Consider the following 23409-nt stretch of genomic DNA (forward strand, 5'->3'; position numbering starts at 1 on the left):
CCGGCACCCGAGCACCACCAGTCCCGACCGACGTATCCCCGCACACGACGTGTGCGCGTCCCCTCGATGGAGAACACCACCATGAGCAAGCGGAACAGCCAGGCCGCGAAGACCGCCGCCCGCGAGCGGCTGCGGCAGGAGCGCGAGCGCCAGGCCAAGCGCGACAAGGTCAAGCGGCAGGTCATCGTGGCCTGCTCGGTCCTCGGCGTCCTGGCGATAGCCGGCGGCATCAGCTACGCGGTCGTCCAGAGCAACAAGCCCGGTTACTGGGAGGAGGCCAAGGACGACAAGCTCGTCAAGCCGGCCAACAGCACGGGCGCCAACGGCACGACCGTCGTGATCGGCAAGAGCACCGCCAAGAAGACCCTGGTCATGTACGAGGACCCGCGCTGCCCCGTGTGCGCGCAGTTCGAGGAGACCGTCGGCACGACCGTCGACAAGGACGTCGAGGACGGCAAGTTCAAGCTCCAGTACGTCGGCGCCACCTTCCTCGACGGCAACCTCGGCGGCGAGGGCTCCAAGAACGGCCTCAGCGCCCTGGGCGCGGCGCTCAACGTCAGCCCCGAGGCGTTCCTGAAGTACAAGAGCGCGATGTACTCCAAGAAGTGGCACCCGTCCGAGGACACCGACAAGTTCAAGGACGACGCCTACCTCATCAAGATCGCGCAGACCGTCCCGGAGCTGAAGGACAACAAGACCTTCCAGAACGCCGTGAAGAACGGCACCTACGACAAGTGGGCCCTGGTCATGTCCGAGAAGTTCAACAAGGACGGTGTGACCGGTACCCCGACGCTGAAGATGGACGGCAAGACGCTGACCGGTTCCGACGGCCAGAGCGCCCCGATGACGGTCGCCGACTTCAACACGGCGCTGGAGGGGGCCCTGAAGGGCTGATCCCCACACTCTTCGGGCAAAGAGCGGGCGAACTTTCACGAGTTCGCCCGCTCTCGTTCATACCGATCAGTAACCTGATCGGCCGTGACTAGTAGACAGAGAACAGCCGAGAGCAACTCCCTGTCCCCGCGCCGCCGTACGGTCGTCAAGGCCGCGGCGGCCACCGCCGTCCTGGCCGCTCCCCTCGCCGCCGCGTTCCCGGCCGGAGCGGTCGAGGCCCCCGCCTTCCTGCACGGCGTGGCCTCCGGCGACCCGCTTCCGGACGGCATCCTGCTGTGGACCCGGGTCACCCCGACCGGCGAGGCCGTACCCGGTTCCGGCGTCGGCCCGGACACCGAGGTCGGCTGGGTCGTCGCCACGGACAAGGCCTTCACGAACATCGTCGCCAAGGGTTCCGTCACCGCGACCGCCGCCTCCGACCACACGGTCAAGGCGGACGTGCGCGGTCTCACGCCCGCGACCGACTACTGGTTCCACTTCTCGGCGGGCGGCACCGACTCACCGGCGGCGCACACCCGCACCGCGCCGGCGGCGGACGCGGCCGTCGCGAACCTCCGCTTCGGCGTGGTCTCCTGCGCCAACTGGGAGGCCGGTTACTTCTCCTCGTACCGCCACCTCGCGGCCCGCGGCGACCTGGACGCCTGGCTGCACCTGGGCGACTACGTCTACGAGTACGGCACCGGCGAGTACGGCACCCGCGACACCGTCGTGCGGCAGCACGCGCCGGCCCACGAGATCCTCACCCTCGCCGACTACCGGATCCGGCACGGCAGGTACAAGACGGACCCGGACCTCCAGGCGCTGCACGCGGTCGCCCCGGTGATCGCGATCTGGGACGACCACGAGTTCGCCAACGACGCCTGGTCGGGCGGCGCCGAGAACCACACCGAGGGCGCGGAGGGCGCCTGGTCGGCCCGTCAGGCCGCCGCCAAGCAGGCCTACTTCGAGTGGATGCCGGTGCGCACGGCGACCGCCGGCACCACCTACCGGCGGCTGCGCTTCGGCAAGCTCGCCGACCTCTCGCTGCTCGACCTGCGGTCCTACCGCTCGCAGCAGGCCGGCGTGGGCGACGGCTCGGTCGACGACCCGGAGCGCACCATCACCGGCCGGGCCCAACTGGACTGGCTCAAGGCGGGGCTCAAGTCCTCCGACACCACCTGGCGGCTGGTCGGCAACTCCGTGATGATCTCGCCGTTCGCGATCGGCTCGCTCTCCGCCGACCTGCTCAAGCCGCTCGCGGAGCTGCTCGGACTGCCGAAGGAGGGCCTCGCCCTCAACCCCGACCAGTGGGACGGCTACACGGACGACCGCCGCGAACTCCTCGCCCACCTGCGCTCCAACGCCATCCGCAACACCGTCTTCCTGACCGGCGACATCCACATGGCGTGGGCCAACGACGTGCCCGTGGACGCCGGTACCTACCCGCTGTCGCCCTCGGCCGCCACGGAGTTCGTCGTCACCTCGGTGACCTCCGACAACCTCGACGACATCCTGAAGGTCCCCGAGGGCACGGTCACCGCGCTCGCCGCCCCGGTCATCCGCCTCGCCAACCGGCACGTCCACTGGGTGGACACCGACCGCCACGGGTACGGCGTCCTGGACATCACCGCCGACCGGGCGCAGATGGACTACTACGTGCTGTCCGACAAGACCAAGCGGGACGCGACCGCCACCTGGGCGCGTTCGTACCGCACGCGGACCGGCACCCAGAAAGTCGAGCGGACGTACACCCCCGTCTAGGCGCCGACCGCGTCTACAGGGTCTCCAGGAAGCCGAGGGCCACCCGCCAGGTGGCCTCGGCGGCCTCCTCGTCGTAGTCCGGCAGATCGGGGTCGGTGTAGAGGTGACCGGCCCCGGCGTACCGGTAGATCTCCACGTCGGCGCCGGTGCGGCCCATCTGGAGGTACCAGGCGCTCAGCCAGTCGTCCGTCTCGAAGGGGTCGGGCTCGGCCACGTGCAACTGGACCGGCAGGTCGTCCGCGGTCGCGTTCGGCGCGATGTCCGACGTGCCGTGCAGGAGCAGCAGTCCGCGGGCCTTCTCGTCGCCGAGGGCGAGGGTCTGCGCGACGGAGGCGCCGAGCGAGAACCCGGCGTAGACGAGACCGCGCTCGGAGTAGGGTGCGGCGGCCAGGACGGCCCGCTTGAGCAGTTCGTCCTTGCCGATATCCTCGTTGAAGGCCATGCCCTCCTCGACCGTGTCGAACGTGCGGCCCTCGAAGAGGTCCGGCGTCCACACCTCGTGCCCGGCCTCCCGCAGCCGGTCGGCGGCCTGACGGACGGCGGGCCTGAGGCCGTACGTCGAGTGAAAGAGCATGATGTTCATGAGGCCATGGTGCCAGCCCGCACCGACAGCGCCCCGCCGCGGGCGTGGCGGCGGCCGTACCCACTTCTCGGCGGAAGTCACATGTTCATGCCCCGCCCGGGCCGGTTAGGTTCGGGGTCATGGAGAACGTACTCCGCCCACTGATCGTGGTCGGCGGCTCCGTGCTGCTCACGTTGCTGATCGGCTGGGCCACCGACCGTCTGCTGCGCAAGGCCGACGACCGCCACAGCGAGACCCCGCTGTGGGGGCTGCTGCGCCGGGGCCGCATCCCCTACATGCTCGTGCTGTGCGCGGCGATGCTGAGAGGAGCGTACGACGAGGCGAGGGTGCTGGAGAGGCACAGCGCCGGCATCGGGCAGACACTGACGCTGGTCCTGATCGGGGCGACCGCCTGGCTGGTGATCCGGATCGCGGCGGCCATAGTGGAGACGACCTACACCCGATACGCCCGCGCCCACCACGACGCGGCCCGGGTCCGCCGGGTGCGCACCCAGGTGACGCTGATCACAAGGGTGGTCGCCGCGGTCGTCGGGGTGATGGCGGTGGCCGCGATGCTGCTGACGTTCCCGGCGATGCGCGCGGCGGGTGCCTCACTGCTGGCCTCGGCCGGAATCCTCGGCATCGTCGCCGGTGTGGCCGCCCAGTCGACGCTGAGCAACATGTTCGCCGGGCTTCAGATCGCCTTCGGTGACATGGTGCGCATCGGCGACACCGTGGTCGTGGACGGCGAGTGGGGCACCGTCGACGAGATCACGCTGACCTTCCTGACGGTTCGCACGTGGGACGAGCGCCGGATCACCATGCCGGTGTCGTATTTCACGTCGAAGCCGTTCGAGAACTGGTCGCGTGGCACCCCGCAGATGACCGGCATCGTCTACTGGCACGTCGACCACACGGCCCCGGTCGAGCTGATGCGCGAGCGGCTGCGGGACATCCTGCGCGAGTGCCCCGCCTGGGACGGCCGCGACTACGGGCTCGCCGTCACCGACACCACCCCGAACACCATGCAGGTGCGGGCGCTGGTGACCGCCAAGGACGCCGACGACATCTGGACGGTCCGGGTCACGGTCCGCGAGCAGATGATCCGCTGGCTCACCGACAACCACCCGTACGCCCTGCCGCGGGTCAACACGGCGGACGCGACGCTGGCGCCCGGTTTCCGCCGCCAGCGGGACGGCGACCGCCGGAACGGCCACCACGCCGACGGCGTGACCGTCGGCGCATCCCAGGAGCCCCCTAGAACGGGCCGCGGCTGACCGCCACACAACAACCGCACAACGACCGCCACCCGGCCTGGGAAACCTCGCCGGGTGGCGCAGGGTCGGTAGCGCCGCGTCGCGGAGCGCCCCTCAAGGCGCCGCAAAACGAGAGCGAGTCGTGGGCGCCGCCCGGCGAAGAGCCCGGCGCGGCGCCGCGTGGCGCGGATTGGGTGGCCCCGCGTCAGGGAGCGCCGTCACGGCCCCGCCCGGCAAAGAGCCCGTCGCAATACCGCCCGCCCACACCCACTCAGGGGCGCGGGGAACTGCGCGACCAACCCCCACGAACCCGCACCCGCCCACCGACCGGGGTCAATGCCCCCTCTCCGCCCCGCCATTGACCTGCACAACCTGCGAAGTCACGTGCCCCGCCCCAGGCGAAGCCAGCCAGTGAAGCGTGGCGGCGACGTCCCCCGGCGTCCCGGCCCGCCCGTTCAACGTGTCACCGACAAGCCGCTCCCGCCGAGCGGGATCAATGGCCGGACCGAAGAACTCCGTGTCCTCGACGTACCCCGGCGCGACCACGTTCGCCGTGATCCCCCGCGGCCCCAACTCCCGCGCGAGATCATGGGCGTACGGATGCAGCCCGGCCTTCGCCGCCCCGTAGGCCCCGCTGCCGGACCCCCGGTAGGCGGCGATGGAGCTGACGAACAGGACCCGGCCGCCCGGTGAGGCGAGCCGGTCCTTCAGCCCCTCGGTGAGCAGCGCCGCGGTCAGGAGATTGAGCCGGAAGTTCACGGTCCAGTTGTGCACGACGGCGTCGAGCGGATCGGAGCTGTCGGCGGGAGGTTCGAGCTGCCCGGTGCCCCCGGCGCTGTGGATCAGCACGTCCACGGCCCCGAGCTCCCGCTGCACGAACCCGACGACCCCGCGCACCTGCTCGGCGTCGGCGAGATCGGCGGCGTACGTCAGCGCCCCCGGCACGCCGGCCTTCTCCAGCACCTCGGCGCGCCGCCCGAGCAACAGCACCCGGTCCCCGTCCGCGGCGAACACCTGCGCCGCCGCGAGCCCGATTCCCGTACCGCCACCGCTGATCACTACGTTGCGAGCCATAGCTGGAGCCTACAAACACAGGCTTGGCGAGAGCACCCCGGTTTCCCCCAGACGCGGCGAACGCAGACCCGGCGCACCCAGACCCGGCGCAGACGGACTCACCGCAGACTGCGCACGTCCAGGTGCCGCAGCACCCGGTCCACGACCTCCGGATCGGCCCCCGGCTCACTGCGCGCCGCCAGCACCTCGTGCCGCGCCGCACTCAGCAGCTCGCCCTGGATCCGCCGCACCCGCTTGAGCCGCCGCCTGGCCTCGCGCCGCTCCTCGTCCCCCATCTCGGGATGGATCCGCACGCCGATCTCGAACGCCCGCCGCAGCATCTGCTCGGACAGCTCCTCCGGCAGCTCCTCGACGGTCTCGATCTCCCGCAGCCGCCGCTTGGCCGCCTTCGCCGCCCGGACGGCGAGGGCCTTCTCGAACTCCTTCTCCCGCTCGGTGTCGGCCCGCACCCCCAGCCGCTTCACCAGCCACGGCAGGGTCAGCCCCTGGAGCACCAGCGTGGCCATGATCACACCGAAGGCGATGAAGACGATCTCGTCCCGGTCGGGGAAGCCCGCCCCGGACTCGGTCTCCAGCGGGATGGCCAGCGCCAGCGCCACCGACGCCACCCCCCGCATCCCGGACCACCACATGATGACGGTCTCCCGCCAACTGGTCGGGATCTCCTCGTCGTAGTCCCGTTTCGCGTGCATCCGCTTGGTCAGCCAGGTGGCCGGCATCAGCCACGCCAGCCGGACGAGGACGACGACGGCGACGATCGCCGCGGCCCAGCCGAGCATCTCGCCCCAGCGCCCGGAGGCGGTCCGGATCGCGTTGTGCAGTTCGAGCCCGATGAGCCCGAAGGCCACGCCGGTGACGAGGGTGTCGACGATGTCCCAGAAGGTGTGCCCGGCCAGCCGGGTCATCACGTCGTCGGCGTCGGTGCCGTACTCGGCGAGGAACAGGGCGGTGGTCAGCACGGCGAGCACGCCGGAGCCGTGCAGCTCCTCGGCGAGCACGTAGGAGGCGTACGGCACGAGGACCGTCAGCCCGATCTGGAGGGTGGCGTCGCCCAGCAGGTCCATCAGCTTGTTGGCGCCCCAGCCCAGCGCGAGCCCCACGGCGACGGCGACCACCGCGGAGAGCACGAGCTCCAGGGCCGCCTCTCCGGCCGTGAACGAACCGCTGACGGCCGCGGCGACGGCCACGTGGTAGAGCACGATCGCCGTGACGTCGTTGAAGAGCCCCTCGCCCTCCAGGATGGACACGAGCCTGCGGGGCAGCCCGAGCTGGCCCGCCACCGCGGTCGCGGCGACCGGGTCGGGCGGTGCGACCAGCGCGCCGAGCGCGACGGCCGCGGCGATCGGCAGCCCCGGCACGATCGCGTGGGCGACGACGGCGACGCACAGGGTCGTCACGAACACGAGCGCGACGGCGAGCAGGAAGATGGGCCGCTTGTTGGCCGCGAACTGCCGCCAGGACGTGCGCCGCACCGCCGCGTAGAGAAGCGGCGGCAGCAGGATGGGCAGGATCAGGTCCGGCGGGATGTCGACGTTCGGTACGAAGTCGAGCACCGCGAGCACTATGCCGAGCAGCGTCATCAGCACCGGCGCCGGCAACCCGAACCGGTCTCCCACCGGGACACTGATCAGAGCCCCCAGCAACAACACGAACAACAGGGCCAACTGATCCACGGGCAGAACTCCGGGCAGATCGACGAACCAACGGCCCCTTCAGTCTGCCCGCAAAACGCCCGGACCCTGCCGACCGCCGCTCCCGCCGAGCCTCAGAGAACGCGCCGCATGGCCCGGTGCGGTATCCCCGCGTCCGGGAACTCCGGCCCGTACGCCACGTACCCGAGCCGCTCGTAGAACCCCAGCGCGTGTGTCTGGGCGTGCAGGTCCACGGCGGCCAGACCACGCGCACGTGCCGCGTCCTCGATGGCCCGGACCAGCGCGGCCCCCACCCCGAGCCCCCGCGCGGCCTGCGTCACCGCGAGCCGCCCCAGCGACCCCACCGACGGGTCACCGCCGGTCTTCCCGGCCGCCGCGTCACCGGACAGCAGCCGCCCGGTCCCGAGCGGCACCCCGTCCTCCCGCACGGCGAGCACATGCACGGCCACGGCGTCGTAGGCGTCGTACTCGATGTCCTCGGGCACGCCCTGCTCGACGACGAAGACCTCCTTGCGCACCGTGAAGCACGCCTCACGGTCGGCGGGGTCCTCGGCGACCCGCACCTCGTACGCGTGCCCGCTCACCCGTAGGTCTCCTCACGCACCAGGTCCAGGGCCTGCTGGAGGTCGTCCGGGTAGTCGCTCGCGAACTCGACCCACTCGCCGTCCCCGGGGTGCTCGAAGCCGAGCCGCACCGCGTGCAGCCACTGTCGGGTCAGCCGCAGCCGTTTGGCGAGCGTGGGGTCGGCGCCGTACGTCAGGTCGCCGACGCAGGGGTGGCGGTGGGCCGCCATGTGGACGCGGATCTGGTGGGTGCGCCCGGTCTCCAGCTTCACGTCGAGCAGGGAGGCCGCGCGGAACGCCTCGATGAGGTCGTAGTGCGTGACGGACGGCTTGCCCTCGGCGGTGACCGCCCACTTGTAGTCGTGGTTCGGGTGCCGGCCGATGGGCGCGTCGATGGTGCCGCTGGTCGGGTCCGGGTGGCCCTGGACGAGCGTGTGGTACCGCTTGTCGACCGTGCGCTCCTTGAACTGGCGCTTGAGCGAGGTGTACGCCCGCTCCGACTTGGCCACGACCATCAGCCCCGACGTGCCCACGTCGAGCCGGTGCACGATGCCCTGGCGCTCGGCGGCACCGGAGGTGGAGATGCGGTACCCGGCGGCGGCGAGCCCACCGATCACGGTGGTCCCGGTCCAGCCCGGCGAGGGGTGGGCGGCCACGCCGACCGGCTTGACGATCACGACCACGTCGTCGTCGTCATGGACGATCTCCATGCCCTCGACCGGCTCGGCGACGATCTGCACGGGCGCGGGCGCCTGCGGCATCTCGACCTCCAGCCAGGCCCCGCCGTGCACCCGCTCGGACTTCCCGACCACCGACCCGTCGACCGTGACCTTCCCCGAGGCGGCGAGCTCGGCCGCCTTGGTGCGGGAGAAGCCGAACATGCGGGAGATGGCGGCGTCGACGCGCTCGCCCTCCAGGCCGTCGGGCACGGGCAGGGTACGGATCTCGGGAATGGTGCTCACCCGTCGAGTATGCCGGACCGGTGACACAGCCCCGAACGAGCCTGTGGAAAACCCGGGCTCAGTCCTTGTGGACGGTCCCGTCCGGGTCCAGGCCCCTGAACGACAGCAGCACGATCAGGATGCCGCCGCACACGATCGCCGAGTCGGCGAGGTTGAAGACCGCGAAGTGCTTGGGCGCGATGAAGTCGACGACCGCGCCCTCGAAGACGCCGGGCGACCGGAAGAGCCGGTCGGTGAGATTGCCGAGCGCGCCGCCGAGCAGCAGCCCGAGCGCGATCGCCCAGGGGAGGCTGTAGAGCTTGCGGGCGAGCCGGGCGATGACCACGATCACCGCCGCCGCGATCACCGTGAAGATCACCGTGAAGGCCTCGCCGAAGCCGAAGGCCGCGCCCGCGTTGCGGATCGCCTCGAACTTCAGCCAGTCCCCGATGATCTCGATCGGTTCGTGGTGCTCCAGCTTGGCGACCACGATCATCTTGCTGACCAGGTCGAGGGCGTAGGCGAAGGCCGCCACCGTGAACAGCACGGCGATACGCCGCCTGCCCCGGGGCCTCGCCGTCCGGTCCTGCTCCGGCTCGGCCCCCGCCTCTGGGGTGTCCGGCGTACCGATGATGCGCTCCGCCTCTGCCACGTGAGTCCCTCGACCTAGGTACCTGACTGAGGACGAGGGTACGACACGCCGCCGGGCACCCTCAGTACCGGCGTTCCTGCTTCTGCTTGCACTCCACGCACAGGGTCGCGCGCGGGAAGGCCTGCATGCGTGCCTTGCCGATGGGGTTGCCGCAGTTCTCGCACAGTCCGTAGGTGCCGGCGTCGAGGCGTCCCAGGGCGCGCTCGGTCTGGAGGAGCATCTCGCGCGCGTTGGCCGCGAGGGCCATCTCGTGCTCGCGCGTGATGTTCTTCGTGCCGGTGTCGGCCTGGTCGTCGCCCGCGCCGTCCCCGGAGTCCCGCATGAGCCCCACCAGGGACTCCTCGGACGTGGAGATCTCGGTGCGCAGCCGCAGAGCCTCGGCCGTGAGCTCCGCGCGGGCCTCCGCGACCTCTTCGGGCGTCCACGGGTCCTCACCCGGGCGCACCGCCAGTTCGCCGGGCTCCGCCGCGGCGACACGCGCGTTGGGTAGGGCGGTCTTCGCCGCTGTGGCCGTGCCAGGGGTCTTCTTCGCAACCACCGTCGTGGCTCCCGTCTGCTTCGCGGCCTCGGCCGCGCCCGCCTTGTGGGCCGTGCTCTTGCCGGCCGCCCTCTTCGTGGGGGTGTTCTTCCCGGAGGCGCCCTGCCCGGCGTCCCCCTGCGGGACACCGGCCTCCGTGGCGACCGTCTCCTCGACCGCGGTGTCCTTCACGGCCGTCTTCTTCCCCGCGGCCTTCGTCGCAGCCGTGCTCCTGGCTGCGCCCTTGGCCGTGGTCTTCGTCGCGGCCGTGCTCTTGGCCGCGCTCTTCCTCGTGACCGCCTTCTTCTTCGTGGCCGCGGTCTTCTTGCCGACGGCGGCCTTCCCGACGACCGGCTGCTCGACGGCGGGCTTCCCGTCAGCCGCCGTCCCGGCGCCCCCGGCCTCGTTCCCCGCCTTCCGGGCACCCGCGGCCTTCTCGGCGACCGGCTTCTCGGCAGCCGCCGACTGCGCGACCCCAGCTTTCCGCCCCGTCCTCTTGGCGACCCCGGCCTTGTCACCGACCGCCTTCTTGGCCACCGCGGCCTTCTCGCCCACCGCCTTCTTGGCGGCCGTCTTCTTGGCAGCCACCTTCTTGGCGGCCGCTTTCTTCGCTCCCGAGGTCTGCTTCGTGACCGAGGCCTTGCCGACACCCTTGGTGGTCTCCGCCCCGCCCGCCTGGGTCTCGCCCGCCGGTCTCCCGGCCGAGGCCCCCTCCTCCGCGGCCGCCCGTCCGCCAGGAGCGGCCCTGGAAGCGGCGGCCCCACCGGTGCCGCTCTCCTTCCGCGCCGCCCCCTTCTTCGCCGCGACCTTCTCGGCACCCGCCCGCCCGCCACCGGCACCGGCACCCGCACGCGTGCCCTCCGCCCCGGCCCCCGCCCGCGTGCTCCTGGTGCTCTTGACGGCGGCCTTCTTCGCCACGTTCTTCGCCGCCGCGCCGACCGCCTTCACGGCCTTGGCCGCCACCCCCTTGCCGGAGGACGTGGCGGACGCGGAGGACGCGGACGACACCCCGCGCGTGCTCTTCTTCCCGCCCGCGCCCTTGGCCTCGCCGCCGGAGGCACGGGCATGGGTGGACCGGCCCGACGCCGACTGCTGTACGGCGGTCTTCTTAGCCACCATGCCGCGGCCCCTTCACATATTGTGATCTTGCTCGCGAATCGTGCTGGGACGATAAATCGACTTGAGTCCCGCGGCAACGGGGCACGCCGCCCGATCCGCCCGCCCCACGCGCGCGGGGCGGGAAGCATGCATGCGTTGTGCCCAGCTCCCCGCCGGGTAATCCGCCGGACCGTCCGTCCCGGAATCCGAACAGCCGTGCCGCTCCATTCGGGTCACCCCCGACCCTGCGACAGCCACCGCACCGGGCCCGGGAAAACCGGTCGGCCGCTGTCCCCGGGGCGCCGTACACTGGGCGGAGCGAAAAGCGTGGATGGGGACGAGTAGCGGCGTACGCAGCCCAGAGCGACCCGGGGACGGTGGAAGCCCGGGGGCGAGCGCGACGTGAAGATCACCCCGGAGCCGCCGGAAGAACCCCCGGCAGGGGGCGTAGACCCGGCATCGCGACCCCAATGAGGGGGTCCACCGACGCACACCACGCGTCGGCGGGCCAAGGAGGGTGGTACCGCGGGAGCGCGCCGAAACCGGCGTACGGAAAGACACGGCTCTCGTCCCTCCGGACGGAAGGCAGCACATCCGCCGGAGGAAGACTGATGACGCAGTACCGCCAGGTGCCCGCCCAGGTCGACCTGCCCGCGCTCGAGCACGCGGTGCTCGACTTCTGGCGCGAGCAGAAGATCTTCGCCAAGACCCTGGAGCAGTCCGAGGGCCGCCCCGAGTGGGTGTTCTACGAGGGTCCACCCACCGCCAACGGCATGCCGGGCGCCCACCACATCGAGGCCCGCGTCTTCAAGGACGTCTTCCCCCGCTTCCGCACCATGCGCGGCTACCACGTGGCGCGCAAGGCGGGCTGGGACTGCCACGGCCTCCCGGTGGAGCTGGCGGTCGAGAAGGAGCTCGGCTTCAGCGGCAAGAAGGACATCGAGGCGTACGGCATCGCCGAGTTCAACGCCAAGTGCCGCGAGTCCGTGACCCGCCACACCGACGCCTTCGAGGCGCTCACGACCCGCATGGGCTACTGGACCGACCTCCAGGACCCGTACCGCACGATGGACCCGGAGTACATCGAGTCCGTCTGGTGGTCGCTGAAGGAGATCTTCAACAAGGGCCTGCTGGTCCAGGACCACCGCGTCGCCCCCTGGTGTCCGCGCTGCGGCACCGGCCTCTCGGACCACGAGCTGGCGCAGGGCTACGAGACGGTCGTGGACCCGTCCGTGTACGTCCGTTTCCCGCTCACCTCCGGTCCGCTCGCCGGCGAGGCAGCGCTCCTGGTGTGGACGACGACCCCCTGGACCCTGGTGTCCAACACTGCGGTCGCCGCGCACCCGGAGGTCACCTACGTCGTCGCGACCGACGGCGAGGAGAAGCTCGTCGTGGCCGAGCCGCTGCTCGCCAAGGCGCTCGGCGAGGGCTGGGAGACCACCGGCCAGTCCTTCACCGGCGCCGAGATGGAGCGCTGGACCTATCAACGTCCGTTCGAGCTCGTGGAGTTCCCGGAGCCGGCCCACTACGTGGTCAACGCCGAGTACGTCACGACCGAGGACGGTACCGGTCTGGTCCACCAGTCCCCCGCCTTCGGTGAGGACGACCTCAAGGTCTGCCGCGCCTACGGCCTGCCCGTGGTGAACCCGGTCCGCCCCGACGGCACCTTCCAGGAGGACGTCCCCCTCGTCGGCGGCGTCTTCTTCAAGAAGGCGGACGAAAAGCTCACCGAGGACCTCCAGCAGCGCGGCCTCCTCTTCCGGCACATCCCGTACGAGCACAGCTACCCGCACTGCTGGCGCTGCCACACCGCGCTCCTCTACTACGCGCAGCCGTCCTGGTACATCCGCACCACGGCCATCAAGGACCGCCTCCTCCAGGAGAACGAGAACACCAACTGGTTCCCGGACACCGTCAAGCACGGCCGGTACGGCGACTGGCTGACCAACAACATCGACTGGGCGCTGTCCCGCAACCGCTACTGGGGCACCCCGCTGCCGATCTGGCGCTGCGAGGACGACCACCTCACGGTCGTCGGCTCCCGCGCCGAGCTCACCGAGCTGACCGGCACGGACCACTCCGAGCTGGACCCGCACCGCCCGTTCATCGACGAGGTCACCTTCGCCTGCCCCCATTGCCAGAAGACGGCCACGCGCGTGCCGGAGGTCATCGACGCCTGGTACGACTCGGGTTCGATGCCGTTCGCGCAGTGGGGCTACCCGTACAAGAACAAGGAGCTCTTCGAGTCCCGCTACCCGGCGCAGTTCATCTCCGAGGCCATCGACCAGACGCGCGGCTGGTTCTACACGCTGATGGCCGTCGGCACCCTGGTCTTCGACAAGTCGTCGTACGAGAACGTCGTCTGCCTCGGCCACATCCTGGCAGAGGACGGCCGCAAGATGTCCAAGCACCTGGGCAACACCCTGGAGCCCATCCCGCTGATGGACCGGCACGGCGCGGACGCGGTGCGCTGGTTCATGGCGGCCGGCGGCTCCCCCTGGGCTGCCCGCCGGGTGGGCCACGGCACCATCCAGGAGGTCGTCCGCAAGACGCTCCTGACGTACTGGAACACGGTCGCCTTCCAGGCCCTGTACGCCCGTACGTCGAACTGGGCGCCCAGCGAGGCGGACCCGGCCCCGGCCGACCGCCCGGTCCTGGACCGCTGGCTGCTGTCCGAACTGCACGCGCTGACCGACCAGGTGACCCAGTCTCTGGAGGCGTACGACACCCAGCGCGCCGGCAAGCTCCTGTCGGCGTTCGTCGACGACCTGTCCAACTGGTACGTCCGCCGCTCCCGGCGCCGCTTCTGGCAGGGCGACAAGGCCGCGCTGCGCACCCTGCACGAGGTGGTCGAGACGGTCACCAAGCTGATGGCCCCGCTGACCCCGTTCATCACCGAGCGGGTCTGGCAGGACCTGGTGGTGCCGGTCACCCCGGGCGCCCCCGAGTCGGTGCACCTGGCCTCGTGGCCGGAGGCGGACCTGTCCGCCATCGACCCGGAGCTGTCCCGGCAGATGGTCCTGGTGCGCCGGCTCGTCGAGCTGGGCCGGGCCACGCGCGCGGAGTCGGGCGTCAAGACCCGTCAGCCGCTGTCCCGGGCGCTCATCGCCGCGACCGGCTTCGACGCCCTCGACCGCGAACTGCACGCGCAGATCACGGAAGAGATCAACGTGAGCGCGCTCGCCTCCCTCAGCGAGGTCGGCGGCAGCCTGGTCGACACCACCGCGAAGGCCAACTTCCGCGCCCTGGGCAAGCGGTTCGGCAAGCGCGTCCAGGACGTGGCCAAGGCCGTCGCGAACGCCGACGCGGCCGCGCTCTCCCTCGCCCTGCGCGAGGGCACGGCGTCGGTCGAGGTCGACGGCGAGACGGTCACCCTCGCCCCCGACGAGGTGATCATCACGGAGACCCCGCGCGAGGGCTGGTCGGTGGCGTCGGACTCCGGTGCGACGGTGGCCCTGGACCTGGAGATCACCGAGGAGCTCCGTCGGGCGGGCCTGGCCCGTGACGCGATCCGTCTGATCCAGGAGGCCCGCAAGAACAGCGGCCTCGACGTGGCCGACCGCATCGCCCTGCGCTGGACGGCCACGGACCCGGCGGTGATCGCGGCGCTCAGCGAGCACGCGGGGCTGATCTCCGACGAGGTCCTGGCCACGGACTTCGCGCAGGGAGAGGCGGACGACAGCTACGGCGCCCCGTTCACCGACGAGGGTCTGTCGCTGACGTTCCGTCTGCGCAAGGCGTAGCCCGCAGCACCGACGGAGAAGGCCCGGTCCCGTGTGGGGACCGGGCCTTCTCCGTGCCGGTGAGACGGTGATCAACCCGCGTAAAAGGGCGAGACCCCGGACCGGAATCCGGGGTCTCGCCCTGAACGCTGCCGACGCCTAAGGCGTACTGGAGGCCGTCAGTTGTCGTCCTCGTCGATGAGGAAGCCACGCATGGGCGAGGGAGCCTGCCCCATCGGACCGGGACCCTGCGGCCGGACCGGTGCCATCGGCTGGGTCATCGCGGGCGACATCTGCTGCTGGCCGCCGTAGGACGGAGCGGCCGGCGAAGGACCGCCGCCCATGCCCTGGTTGCCACCGTACGACGGCGCGCTCGCACCGGCCGGAGCCATGGAGGGCGCCGGGGACGGCGGCAGCGACGCGGTCGCCGGGGTGCGCGGCGGCGCCAGCGAGTCGTCGGCCTGGGTCTCCAGCTGACGCAGCTGCGACTCGAGGTACGACTTCAGACGCGTGCGGTACTCGCGCTCGAAGCCGCGCAGGTCCTCGACCTTGCGCTCCAGCGTGGCGCGGGCGGACTCCAGGGAGCCCATCGCGACGCGGTGCTTCTCCTGCGCGTCCCGCTCCAGGGCGTCGGCCTTGGCCCGGGCGTCGCGCTCAAGACCCTCGGCACGCGAACGCGCCTCGCCGACGATCTTGTTGGCCTCGGAACGGGCCTCGGCGATCGCCTGGTCGGCGGTCTGCTGGGCCAGCGAGAGGACACGGGCGGCGCTGTCGCCACCGGGGCCCTGACCGGGGCCGCCCATCGGACCGCCCATGGGGCCGCCCATCGGGCCACCCATCTGCTGCTGCATGGGCGGCTGACCGCCCATGGTGCCCTGACCCATCGGGCCCTGACCCATCGGACCCTGGCCCATCGGGCCGGGACCCTGCGGGCCGCCCTGGCCACCGCCGGGACCGGCGGGCAGCTGCGGCGCACCGCTCGGCAGCTGGGGCGGGCCACCCATGGGGCCGCCCATCTGCTGCTGCGGGGGACCGGATATGCCGGCCGGAACGGGAGCGCCGGGACCGGGCCCACGCATGCCCTGCTGCGGCATGCCCTGTCCGGGCATGCCACCCTGCTGCTGGTCCTGCTCCGGGGGCTTGCGCATGTTCTGCTGGTTCTGGGCAGCAGCACGCGTCGCCGCGGCCAGCTTGGCGCGCAGGTCCTCGTTCTCGCGCAGCAGGCGCGTCAGTTCGGCTTCGACCTCGTCGAGGAAGGCATCGACCTCGTCCTCGTCATAGCCTTCTCGGAGGCGGACGGTCGTGAACTGCTTGTTCCGCACGTCCTCGGGGGTCAACGGCATCTCTTCACCTCAACGTAGTCATCGGCAGTCGGCAAGACCGTATCGTCCACAGTCACCTCGCCAGGTTTCCCATGATGGAGATGAGGATGTAAACGATGATCATCAGCACGAAGAAGGACAGGTCGAGCGCCACGCCCCCGAGACGCAGCGGCGGGATGAACCGCCGCAGAAGCTTCAACGGTGGATCGGTGACAGTGTAGGTGGCCTCCAGAACGACCACCATCGCCTTGCCGGGTTGCCACGAGCGGGCGAACTGGAAGACGTAGTCCATGACCAACCGGAAGATGAGCACGATGAGGAACACCATCAGCGCGATGTAGATCACCTGCGCGAACACGCTCATGGTCTGTCTTTCCCTCTCCCCTGTTCGTACTTCGTTCCGGTTGTTGCTTCTCAGCTCTGGTTGAAGAACCCGCCCTCTGCGATGCGGGCCTTGTCCTCCGCCGTGACATCGACGTTAGCAGGCGACAACAGGAACACCTTCTGCGTCACCCGCTCGATGCTGCCGTGAAGACCAAACACCAAACCTGCCGCAAAGTCGACAAGTCGCTTGGCGTCTGTGTCATCCATCTCAGTCAGATTCATGATCACCGGGGTGCCCTCACGGAAGTGTTCCCCGATGGTACGGGCCTCGTTGTAGGTCCGGGGGTGAAGTGTGGTGATCCGGTAAGGCTCTCGTTCCGACACGACCTTGGGCATGATCACCGGTGCGTTCTTCTCCAGGCTTGCGCGCTCTTGTGTGATGGATGCCACGGGCGCGATGCGCGCGGGACGCACCGATTCCGCGGCGAGCGAAGAGGATCGGGGCACCGGGTCGCGCGGCACCGAGGACTGCACCACTCTGGCCGATTCGTCCCTTTCAGGCTGAAGTGCCTGATGTGACTGATGAGACGGCTCGTGCCGTCGGCGGTCCCGCTCGGGCTCCGGGTCGAGTTCCGGTTCGAAGTCGTCGTCGGGGTCGAAACCGCGGCCGTCGTACCCATCGTCCTCCACGAGGCCGAGGTAGACCGCCATCTTGCGCATCGCGCCGGCCATTCTCTGAGTCCTCCGCTCTGTGGTGGATCGGCTGACGACTGCCAAGTGCCCGCGATCCACGAGGTCGTTATGACCGCCTCTCGGCGGTAATGACCATATTTTCTGCTGTGGTCCGACTTCCTGGCGACGTTACCCGAGCCTGGGGCGGACTCCGAGTACCGCGGTGCCGACGCGCACATGTGTCGCTCCCGCCGCCACGGCCTGCTCGAGGTCCGCGCTCATCCCTGCCGAGACCATGTTCGCAGCCGGATGGGCTCGGCGCAGGTCGGTCGACAAATCCATCAACCGCTCGAACGCCGCCTGTTCGCGCCCCGCGTACTCCCCGGTGAGCGGAGCGACGGTCATCAGCCCGTCGAGCCGCAGTCCCGGAGCCCGGGTCACCAGATCGGCCAACTCCTCGATTCCGCCCGGCGCCACGCCACCCCGCTCCCCTCGCTCGCTCGAACCGGCGTCGAGAGCGACCTGGATCAGGCAGCCCACCTCACGCCCGGCCTTCACGGCCTCCTTGGAGAGAGCCGTCACCAACTTCGAACGATCGACGGACTGCACGAGATCCGCGTAACCCACCACAGATCGCACTTTGTTGGTCTGCAATTGACCAACGAAGTGCCAAGTGAGGGGCAGATCCGCGCATTCGGCGGCCTTGGGAGCCGCGTCCTGGTCCTTGTTCTCCGCGACGTGGCGTACACCGAGCTCGGAGAGAATCCGCACATCGCTCGCGGGGTAGGTCTTGGTGACCACGATGAGGGTCACCTCCTCCCGCCCGCGCCCGGCGGCCGCACACGCGGCGGCGATGCGCTCCTCCACCTTCGCCAGATTCGCGGCGAGTTCGTCCTTACGGTCCGTCATGCCCCATCAGTCCAGCCAGACATATCCCGCGAGTCGCCCCGTGGTGCGCTCGCGGCGGTACGAGAAGTGGTCGCCCGACTCCAGCGTGCACTCCGGCGACTGCCGCCGGTCGCGCACCCCGAGCCGGTCGAGCTGAGCGTGCACTCCGGCGGTCACGTCGACCGCCGGAGTGCCCCAACTCGTCTCGGCGTGCGCCGCGGGTTCGACGGCGGCGACCTCGGCGCGCATCTCCTCGGGCACTTCGTAGCACCGGCCGCACACGGCGGGTCCGGTGCGGGCGACGATCCGGGCGGGATCGGCGCCGAGTCCGGTCATAGCGCGTAGCGCGGCCGGGACGACTCCGGCCACCATGCCGGGTCGGCCGGCGTGGGCCGCCGCGACGATCCCGGCGACCGGGTCGGCGAGCAGCACCGGGGTGCAGTCGGCGGTGAGGACGGCGAGGGCGAGACCGCGTTCGGCGGTGACGATCGCGTCGACCCGGGGCACCGGCTTGTCGCCCCACGGTTCCGAGACCACCACGGCGTCCGCCCCGTGCACCTGGTTCATCCAGACCACCCGGGCCGGGTCGAGACCGAGTGACTTGGCGGCCAGTTCACGGTTGGTGCGCACGGCCTCGGGGTCGTCGCCGACCGCCCCGCCGAGGTTGAGCTCCTCATACGGAGCGGCGCTCACCCCGCCCCACCGGTCGGTGAAGGCGAAGTGCGCGCCGCTCACGCTCTCGCGCTGTCCTATCACTTCAGGAAGTCCGGCACGTCCAGCTCTTCGGCCGCGCTGTCGGAGTAGCTCCGCGACGGCGGGACCGGCGGCGCGACCGGGAGGTCGGCGGCCGGCTCGGGCGCGGGCTCCGGGTCCTCCTTCGGCGTGACACTGCCGAGCGAGCCGAAGGACGGACGGCTCTCGGCGGGCCGGGCCGGAGCGGGCTCCTCGCGGCGGGGTGCCGCCGAGGAGGAACCCATGACCGTCTCGCGACGGGCGGGCGGCTGGCCCCCGTCGAAGCCGGCGGCGATCACGGTGACGCGGACCTCGTCGCCGAGGGCGTCGTCGATGACCGCGCCGAAGATGATGTTGGCCTCGGGGTGGGCGGCCTCGCTGACCAGCTGGGCGGCTTCGTTGATCTCGAACAGGCCGAGGTCGGAGCCGCCGGAGATGGAGAGCAGCACGCCCCGGGCGCCGTCGATGGACGCCTCCAGGAGCGGCGAGGAGATCGCCATCTCGGCGGCGGCCACCGCGCGGTCGTCGCCGCGGGCCGAGCCGATGCCCATGAGGGCCGAACCGGCCTCGGACATGACCGACTTGACGTCGGCGAAGTCGAGGTTGATCAGACCGGGCGTGGTGATGAGGTCGGTGATGCCCTGGACACCGGAGAGCAGGACCTGGTCGGCCGACTTGAAGGCGTCGAGCACCGAGACCTGGCGGTCCGAGATGGACAGCAGCCGGTCGTTGGGGATGACGATGAGGGTGTCGACCTCTTCGCGGAGTTCCGCGATGCCGTCCTCGGCCTGGTTGGCGCGGCGCCGGCCCTCGAAGGTGAACGGGCGGGTGACCACGCCGATGGTGAGGGCGCCGAGTGAGCGGGCGATGTTGGCCACGACGGGCGCGCCGCCGGTGCCGGTGCCGCCGCCTTCACCGGCCGTCACGAAGACCATGTCGGCCCCCTTGAGGACCTCCTCGATCTCCTCGCGGTGGTCCTCGGCGGCCTTGCGGCCGACGGCCGGGTTGGCGCCGGCGCCGAGTCCGCGGGTGAGTTCGCGGCCGACGTCGAGCTTGACGTCGGCGTCGCTCATCAACAGCGCCTGCGCGTCGGTGTTGATGGCGATGAACTCGACGCCCTTGAGACCGACCTCGATCATCCGGTTGATGGCATTGACACCACCGCCGCCGACACCGATGACTTTGATGACTGCGAGGTAGTTCTGCGGTGCTGCCACGTCGAAGGCCTCTCGCCTCGAGTTACGTGTCGCCGGACCGGTGAGGCAACTGCTGCCTCGCGATCCGCCGACTGATGCCGAATGGGACGGTCCGTAGCGCCGACCCGAACCCTAACGCTGAAGTTTAGGGTTACCAGTGTGTCTGTTCCCTGGAGTCTTCTGAACAGGACACTAAGTCGACAAGTGGCGCACGTTCAACGAACACGCCGAACCTCCCGTTTTTCTTTTCACCCTATGTGATCAGCCGTAGCAGTGCCCAACCAGGGTGCTGGCCTGCGCTGATGTGCGTCAACTCCCCGCTGACGCAGGGGCGGTGGGAACGCTGACGTCGAAGTGCCGCGCGCCGGGAGCTGCTTTCATGAGAGCGGTGAGCGTACGGGCCTTCGCGGCGCCCTTCTCGCTGCTCCCCCAGGAGACGGTCCGACCGCCCCTCAACTCCAGCGAGATGTCGTCATAGGAACGCACCTTGACGGACCGGGTCGCACGGGCGACGTCGACCGGGATGTCCGCCGCCACCAGCACCGCCTCGCGCACCAGCCGGGCCTCGCCGAAGCGGCGCAGGCTCGCGGCGCGGGTGTCCGGCCGGGAGAGCGCCAATTCCAGTGCGGGGACACCTTTCGGCGCCTCGGAAACCGTGGCGAATCGGACACCTTCATCGTCCACTTCGACAAACTTTCCGCCCTTTTGGACAAGCAGAACCGGAGTACGCTCGGTCACTTTCAGCCCGATTCCGTGGGGCCAGGACCGAGTGACGTCAACTGTGTCGATTCGGGGCAGTTTTCGGCGAAGTCGTCCCTCGATCGCATCGGTGTCGACGGAAATCAGCGGCGATCCCACCGGGACGTCGGCGGCCTCCCGGACCTGTTCCGGGGTCAGCACCAGGGTTCCCGAGACCGAGACGCGTTCGACGCGCAGCCACTGGGAGCCGTACAACAGCCAGACGGCGCCCGTGGAGAGAAACACGAGCGCCACGGCGAGGATGATGATCGTACGAAGCCGACGCACCCTCAACCGCCGGGCGTGAGGCGGGCCGGACGACTCCTGCTGGCGTTCACCGCGCTCGGCGGTCGTCGATCCGGCCACGCGCACTCCCTCTTCCTGGCTACTGGCGTCGGTGCGAGGCGATCGCCTCGTACACCATGCCGACGAGCAGGTCGTCGGCGTCCCGGCGGCCGAACTCGGCGGCGGCGCGGGACATCTCGTACAGCCGGTGCGGATCGGCGAGCACGGGCAGGACGTTCGCCCGTACCCAGTCGGGCGTCAGTTCCGCGTCGTCGACCAGCAGTCCGCCGCCGGCCTTGACCACCGGCTGGGCGTTCAGCCGCTGTTCGCCGTTGCCGATGGGCAGCGGGACGTAGGCGGCCGGGAGCCCGACGGCGGAGAGTTCGGCGACGGTCATCGCGCCCGCGCGGCAGAGCATCATGTCGGCCGCGGCGTACGCGAGGTCCATCCGGTCCAGGTAACTTACCGGGATGTATGGGGGCATTCCCGGCATCTGCTGCACGTGCGGCAGTTCGTTCTTCGGACCGACCGCGTGCAGGATCTGGATCCCGGCCTGCTGGAGCCAGGGCGCGACCTGCTGGACGACCTCGTTGAGGCGCCGGGCGCCCTGCGAGCCGCCGGAGACCAGCAGCGTCGGCAGGTTGGGGTCGAGGCCGAACATCGCGCGGGCCTCGGGGCGGGCGGCGGCCCGGTCCAGGGTGGCGATGGTGTGGCGCAGCGGGATGCCGATGTACCGGGAGTTGCGCAGCTTGCTGTCCGGCGTCGCGACGGCGACCTGGGCGGCGTACCGGGAGCCGATCTTGTTGGCGAGGCCGGGGCGGGCGTTCGCCTCGTGGATCACGATCGGCACCCCGAGGCGCTTGGCGGCGAGGTAGCCGGGCAGCGCCACGTAGCCGCCGAAGCCGACGACGGCGTCGGCCTTGGTGCGCTCCAGGATCTGCTCGGTGGCCTTGATCGTGCCGCGCAGCCGTCCCGGGACGGTGATCAGCTCGGGGGTGGGCTTACGGGGCAGCGGGACGGCCGGGATGAGCGCCAGCTCGTAGCCGCGCTGCGGGACGAGCTTGGTCTCCAGGCCGCGTTCCGTGCCCAGGGCCGTGATCCCCACGGTCGGGTCCTGCCTGCGCAGGGCGTCCGCGAGGGCGAGCGCGGGCTCGATGTGGCCGGCGGTCCCCCCGCCGGCGAGTACGACATGCACCGAAATTCACCGCTCTCCGGACGAGCGCGCCGTTGGGGCGCGCCGTCGCATCGTGTTCCATCTCCGAGGCCCCCGTGCCGGCACGGCGCCTCCCGCCCGCTTTCTACCAAAGCGGGGTTGCCGCATCGAAAGCGCCATCCGCGCAGCGGGATCGTCACGCGCGAACGCGATCAGCAGCCCGATGGCGAACATGGTCGGCAGCAGGGCGGACCCTCCGTAGGAGAACAGCGGGAGCGGGACGCCGGCGATCGGCAGCAGACCGAGCACCGCACCGATGTTGATCACCGCCTGAGCGGTGATCCAGGTGGTCACGCCTCCCGCGGCATACCTCACGAAGGGGTCCTCCGTGCGTCCGGCCACGCGGATACCCGCATAGCCTAGAGCCGCGAAGAGAGCGAGTACCGACAGCGTCCCCGCCAGGCCCAGTTCCTCACCGGTGACGGCGAAGATGAAGTCGGTGTGGGCTTCGGGTAGTTGGCCCCATTTTTCCACACTCGCACCGAGCCCGGAGCCGAAGATCCCGCCGGAGGCGAGGGCGTAGATGCCGTGCACGGCCTGCCAGCAGTCGGCGGCCCCCGCCTTGGGCTCGGTGGCGCCGATGCAGGCGAGCCGGGCCATGCGGTTGGGGCTCGTCTTGATGAGGACGAACCCGATGAACGCGGCGACCGACAGCACCCCGACGAACAGCCGGGTCGGGGCCCCCGCGAGCCACAGCAGGCCGAACAGGATCGCCGTCAGGATGATCGCGGTGCCCATGTCGCCGCCGAGCATGATCAGCCCGAGCAGCAGGAAGGCGACCGGGACGAGCGGCACCAGCATGTGCTTCCACTGGGTCAGCAGCTTCTTGTCCTGCTTGCGGGCGAGCAGGTCGGCCGCCCACAGCACGAGCGCGAGCTTGCCGAACTCGCTGGGCTGGATCTGGAAGGAGCCGCCGAGCGAGATCCAGTTCTGGTTGCCGTTGACCGACATCCCTATCCCCGGCACCTGCACCAGGGCCATCAGGAAGACCGCGCCCGCGAGGATCGGGTAGGCGAGGGCCCGGTGCAGCTTGACCGGCATCCGGGAGGCCACCAGCAGCAGGACGGTCCCGATGACGGCGGCCAGGAACTGCTTGCGGAAGAAGAAGGATCCCGGCAGCGACATCTGCAGGGCGGTGATCTGGGAGGCCGAGTACACCATCACCAGACCGAGCACGGTGATCAGCAGGCTGCCGCCGAGGATCAGGTAGTACGCGGTCAGCGGCCGGTCCCAGGCCTTCCGCGCGCGCGTGTAGAGCCGCTGTACGGCGTTCTCGGGCGAGGGCCGGGGAACGGCGGGGCGCCGGGATGCCCGCTGCACGGGCGGCCTGCCGGTACGGCTACTGGGCATCAACGCCTCCGCTACGTC

Annotated in this window: 20 protein-coding genes; 4 read left to right on the forward strand and 16 right to left on the reverse strand. The window is 70.5% G+C overall.

All coding sequences use genetic code 11. The annotated features are described in order from the left end of the window. The first annotated feature begins 81 nt into the window (after positions 1 to 81). Positions 82 to 894: a thioredoxin domain-containing protein gene (locus ACIQJT_RS14170; protein WP_402643184.1), complete on the forward strand. Its 813-nt coding sequence runs from the start codon at positions 82 to 84 to the stop codon at positions 892 to 894. Positions 895 to 978: 84 nt separating this feature from the next. Beyond that, entirely contained in the window at positions 979 to 2634 is a 1656-nt protein-coding gene (locus ACIQJT_RS14175; RefSeq protein WP_402643186.1) for an alkaline phosphatase D family protein, read from the forward strand. Between the two features lie 13 nt (positions 2635 to 2647). On the opposite strand, the gene ACIQJT_RS14180 is transcribed toward ACIQJT_RS14175, so the two are convergent. Continuing rightward, the gene (locus tag ACIQJT_RS14180) at positions 2648 to 3217 is read right to left on the reverse strand and encodes a dienelactone hydrolase family protein (RefSeq protein WP_402643189.1); all 570 of its coding nucleotides are present in this window, start codon (positions 3215 to 3217) and stop codon (positions 2648 to 2650) included. A gap of 119 nt (positions 3218 to 3336) precedes the next feature. Here ACIQJT_RS14180 and ACIQJT_RS14185 point away from each other — a divergent pair, with 119 nt between their 5' ends. Continuing rightward, positions 3337 to 4473 (forward strand): mechanosensitive ion channel domain-containing protein, encoded by a 1137-nt coding sequence (locus ACIQJT_RS14185; protein ID WP_365451386.1) that lies wholly within the window; start codon positions 3337 to 3339, stop codon positions 4471 to 4473. Positions 4474 to 4785: 312 nt separating this feature from the next. On the opposite strand, the gene ACIQJT_RS14190 is transcribed toward ACIQJT_RS14185, so the two are convergent. The 6 genes from ACIQJT_RS14190 to ACIQJT_RS14215 form a co-directional block, all read right to left on the reverse strand. Next, entirely contained in the window at positions 4786 to 5526 is a 741-nt protein-coding gene (locus ACIQJT_RS14190; protein WP_365451384.1) for an SDR family oxidoreductase, read from the reverse strand. A gap of 98 nt (positions 5527 to 5624) precedes the next feature. Beyond that, positions 5625 to 7199, reverse strand: coding sequence for a Na+/H+ antiporter (locus tag ACIQJT_RS14195; protein WP_365451382.1), 1575 nt, complete (start codon positions 7197 to 7199; stop codon positions 5625 to 5627). A gap of 92 nt (positions 7200 to 7291) precedes the next feature. Next, positions 7292 to 7762: a GNAT family N-acetyltransferase gene (locus ACIQJT_RS14200; protein ID WP_402643194.1), complete on the reverse strand. Its 471-nt coding sequence runs from the start codon at positions 7760 to 7762 to the stop codon at positions 7292 to 7294. Beyond that, positions 7759 to 8703: an RluA family pseudouridine synthase gene (locus ACIQJT_RS14205; protein WP_356586200.1), complete on the reverse strand. Its 945-nt coding sequence runs from the start codon at positions 8701 to 8703 to the stop codon at positions 7759 to 7761. Before ACIQJT_RS14205 ends, ACIQJT_RS14200 begins: the two co-directional genes overlap by 4 nt. 58 nt (positions 8704 to 8761) lie before the next feature. Beyond that, positions 8762 to 9334, reverse strand: a complete 573-nt coding sequence (lspA, locus tag ACIQJT_RS14210; protein WP_053847338.1) for a signal peptidase II — start codon at positions 9332 to 9334, stop codon at positions 8762 to 8764. A 61-nt stretch (positions 9335 to 9395) separates the two neighbouring features. Continuing rightward, complete coding sequence (locus tag ACIQJT_RS14215; protein WP_402643197.1) at positions 9396 to 10970, reverse strand: TraR/DksA C4-type zinc finger protein; 1575 nt, start codon at positions 10968 to 10970, stop codon at positions 9396 to 9398. Positions 10971 to 11560: 590 nt separating this feature from the next. Between ACIQJT_RS14215 and ileS the strand changes: the two genes are divergently transcribed. Beyond that, positions 11561 to 14692 carry an isoleucine--tRNA ligase gene (gene ileS, locus ACIQJT_RS14220; RefSeq protein ID WP_402643200.1) on the forward strand — a complete coding sequence of 1044 codons (3132 nt, stop codon included), beginning with the start codon at positions 11561 to 11563 and terminating at the stop codon, positions 14690 to 14692. Between the two features lie 158 nt (positions 14693 to 14850). Here the strand turns inward: ileS and ACIQJT_RS14225 are convergent, their stop codons facing one another. The 9 genes from ACIQJT_RS14225 to ftsW form a co-directional block, all read right to left on the reverse strand. Beyond that, on the reverse strand, positions 14851 to 16014 hold the full coding sequence (locus tag ACIQJT_RS14225) for a DivIVA domain-containing protein (protein ID WP_365451373.1): 1164 nt from the start codon (positions 16012 to 16014) through the stop codon (positions 14851 to 14853). 52 nt (positions 16015 to 16066) lie between these two features. Beyond that, positions 16067 to 16357, reverse strand: coding sequence for a YggT family protein (locus ACIQJT_RS14230; protein WP_053847334.1), 291 nt, complete (start codon positions 16355 to 16357; stop codon positions 16067 to 16069). Between the two features lie 50 nt (positions 16358 to 16407). Beyond that, on the reverse strand, positions 16408 to 17049 hold the full coding sequence (locus tag ACIQJT_RS14235) for a cell division protein SepF (RefSeq protein ID WP_365451371.1): 642 nt from the start codon (positions 17047 to 17049) through the stop codon (positions 16408 to 16410). A gap of 129 nt (positions 17050 to 17178) precedes the next feature. Next, positions 17179 to 17898, reverse strand: coding sequence for a YggS family pyridoxal phosphate-dependent enzyme (locus ACIQJT_RS14240; protein WP_365451369.1), 720 nt, complete (start codon positions 17896 to 17898; stop codon positions 17179 to 17181). 6 nt (positions 17899 to 17904) lie between these two features. After that, positions 17905 to 18633 carry a peptidoglycan editing factor PgeF gene (gene pgeF / locus ACIQJT_RS14245; protein ID WP_365451367.1) on the reverse strand — a complete coding sequence of 243 codons (729 nt, stop codon included), beginning with the start codon at positions 18631 to 18633 and terminating at the stop codon, positions 17905 to 17907. Beyond that, positions 18630 to 19826 carry a cell division protein FtsZ gene (gene ftsZ, locus ACIQJT_RS14250; RefSeq protein ID WP_365451365.1) on the reverse strand — a complete coding sequence of 399 codons (1197 nt, stop codon included), beginning with the start codon at positions 19824 to 19826 and terminating at the stop codon, positions 18630 to 18632. The genes pgeF and ftsZ overlap by 4 nt, the downstream gene beginning before the upstream one ends. Before the next feature lie 288 nt (positions 19827 to 20114). Then, positions 20115 to 20909: a cell division protein FtsQ/DivIB gene (locus ACIQJT_RS14255; RefSeq protein ID WP_402643206.1), complete on the reverse strand. Its 795-nt coding sequence runs from the start codon at positions 20907 to 20909 to the stop codon at positions 20115 to 20117. A gap of 19 nt (positions 20910 to 20928) precedes the next feature. Further along, positions 20929 to 22023, reverse strand: a complete 1095-nt coding sequence (gene murG / locus ACIQJT_RS14260) for an undecaprenyldiphospho-muramoylpentapeptide beta-N-acetylglucosaminyltransferase (protein ID WP_053847329.1) — start codon at positions 22021 to 22023, stop codon at positions 20929 to 20931. Between the two features lie 6 nt (positions 22024 to 22029). Next, positions 22030 to 23391: a putative lipid II flippase FtsW gene (ftsW, locus tag ACIQJT_RS14265; RefSeq protein WP_402643209.1), complete on the reverse strand. Its 1362-nt coding sequence runs from the start codon at positions 23389 to 23391 to the stop codon at positions 22030 to 22032. Between the last annotated feature and the right edge of the window lie 18 nt (positions 23392 to 23409).

Origin of the sequence: Streptomyces sp. NPDC091972, from assembly GCF_044756385.1 — a bacterium.
In the GTDB taxonomy this organism is placed as follows: Bacteria; Actinomycetota; Actinomycetes; order Streptomycetales; family Streptomycetaceae; genus Streptomyces.

Excerpts from the sequence above, each read along its gene's own strand:
- ACIQJT_RS14170 (WP_402643184.1), top strand. The coding sequence starts at position 82 with ATGAGCAAGCGGAACAGCCAGGCCGCGAAGACCGCCGCCCGCGAGCGG.
- ACIQJT_RS14180 (WP_402643189.1), bottom strand. The coding sequence starts at position 3,217 with ATGAACATCATGCTCTTTCACTCGACGTACGGCCTCAGGCCCGCCGTC.
- ACIQJT_RS14185 (WP_365451386.1), top strand. The coding sequence starts at position 3,337 with ATGGAGAACGTACTCCGCCCACTGATCGTGGTCGGCGGCTCCGTGCTG.
- ACIQJT_RS14190 (WP_365451384.1), bottom strand. The coding sequence starts at position 5,526 with ATGGCTCGCAACGTAGTGATCAGCGGTGGCGGTACGGGAATCGGGCTC.
- ACIQJT_RS14215 (WP_402643197.1), bottom strand. The coding sequence starts at position 10,970 with ATGGTGGCTAAGAAGACCGCCGTACAGCAGTCGGCGTCGGGCCGGTCC.
- ileS (WP_402643200.1), top strand. The coding sequence starts at position 11,561 with ATGACGCAGTACCGCCAGGTGCCCGCCCAGGTCGACCTGCCCGCGCTC.
- ACIQJT_RS14225 (WP_365451373.1), bottom strand. The coding sequence starts at position 16,014 with ATGCCGTTGACCCCCGAGGACGTGCGGAACAAGCAGTTCACGACCGTC.
- ACIQJT_RS14230 (WP_053847334.1), bottom strand. The coding sequence starts at position 16,357 with ATGAGCGTGTTCGCGCAGGTGATCTACATCGCGCTGATGGTGTTCCTC.
- ACIQJT_RS14235 (WP_365451371.1), bottom strand. The coding sequence starts at position 17,049 with ATGGCCGGCGCGATGCGCAAGATGGCGGTCTACCTCGGCCTCGTGGAG.
- ACIQJT_RS14240 (WP_365451369.1), bottom strand. The coding sequence starts at position 17,898 with ATGACGGACCGTAAGGACGAACTCGCCGCGAATCTGGCGAAGGTGGAG.
- ftsW (WP_402643209.1), bottom strand. The coding sequence starts at position 23,391 with ATGCCCAGTAGCCGTACCGGCAGGCCGCCCGTGCAGCGGGCATCCCGG.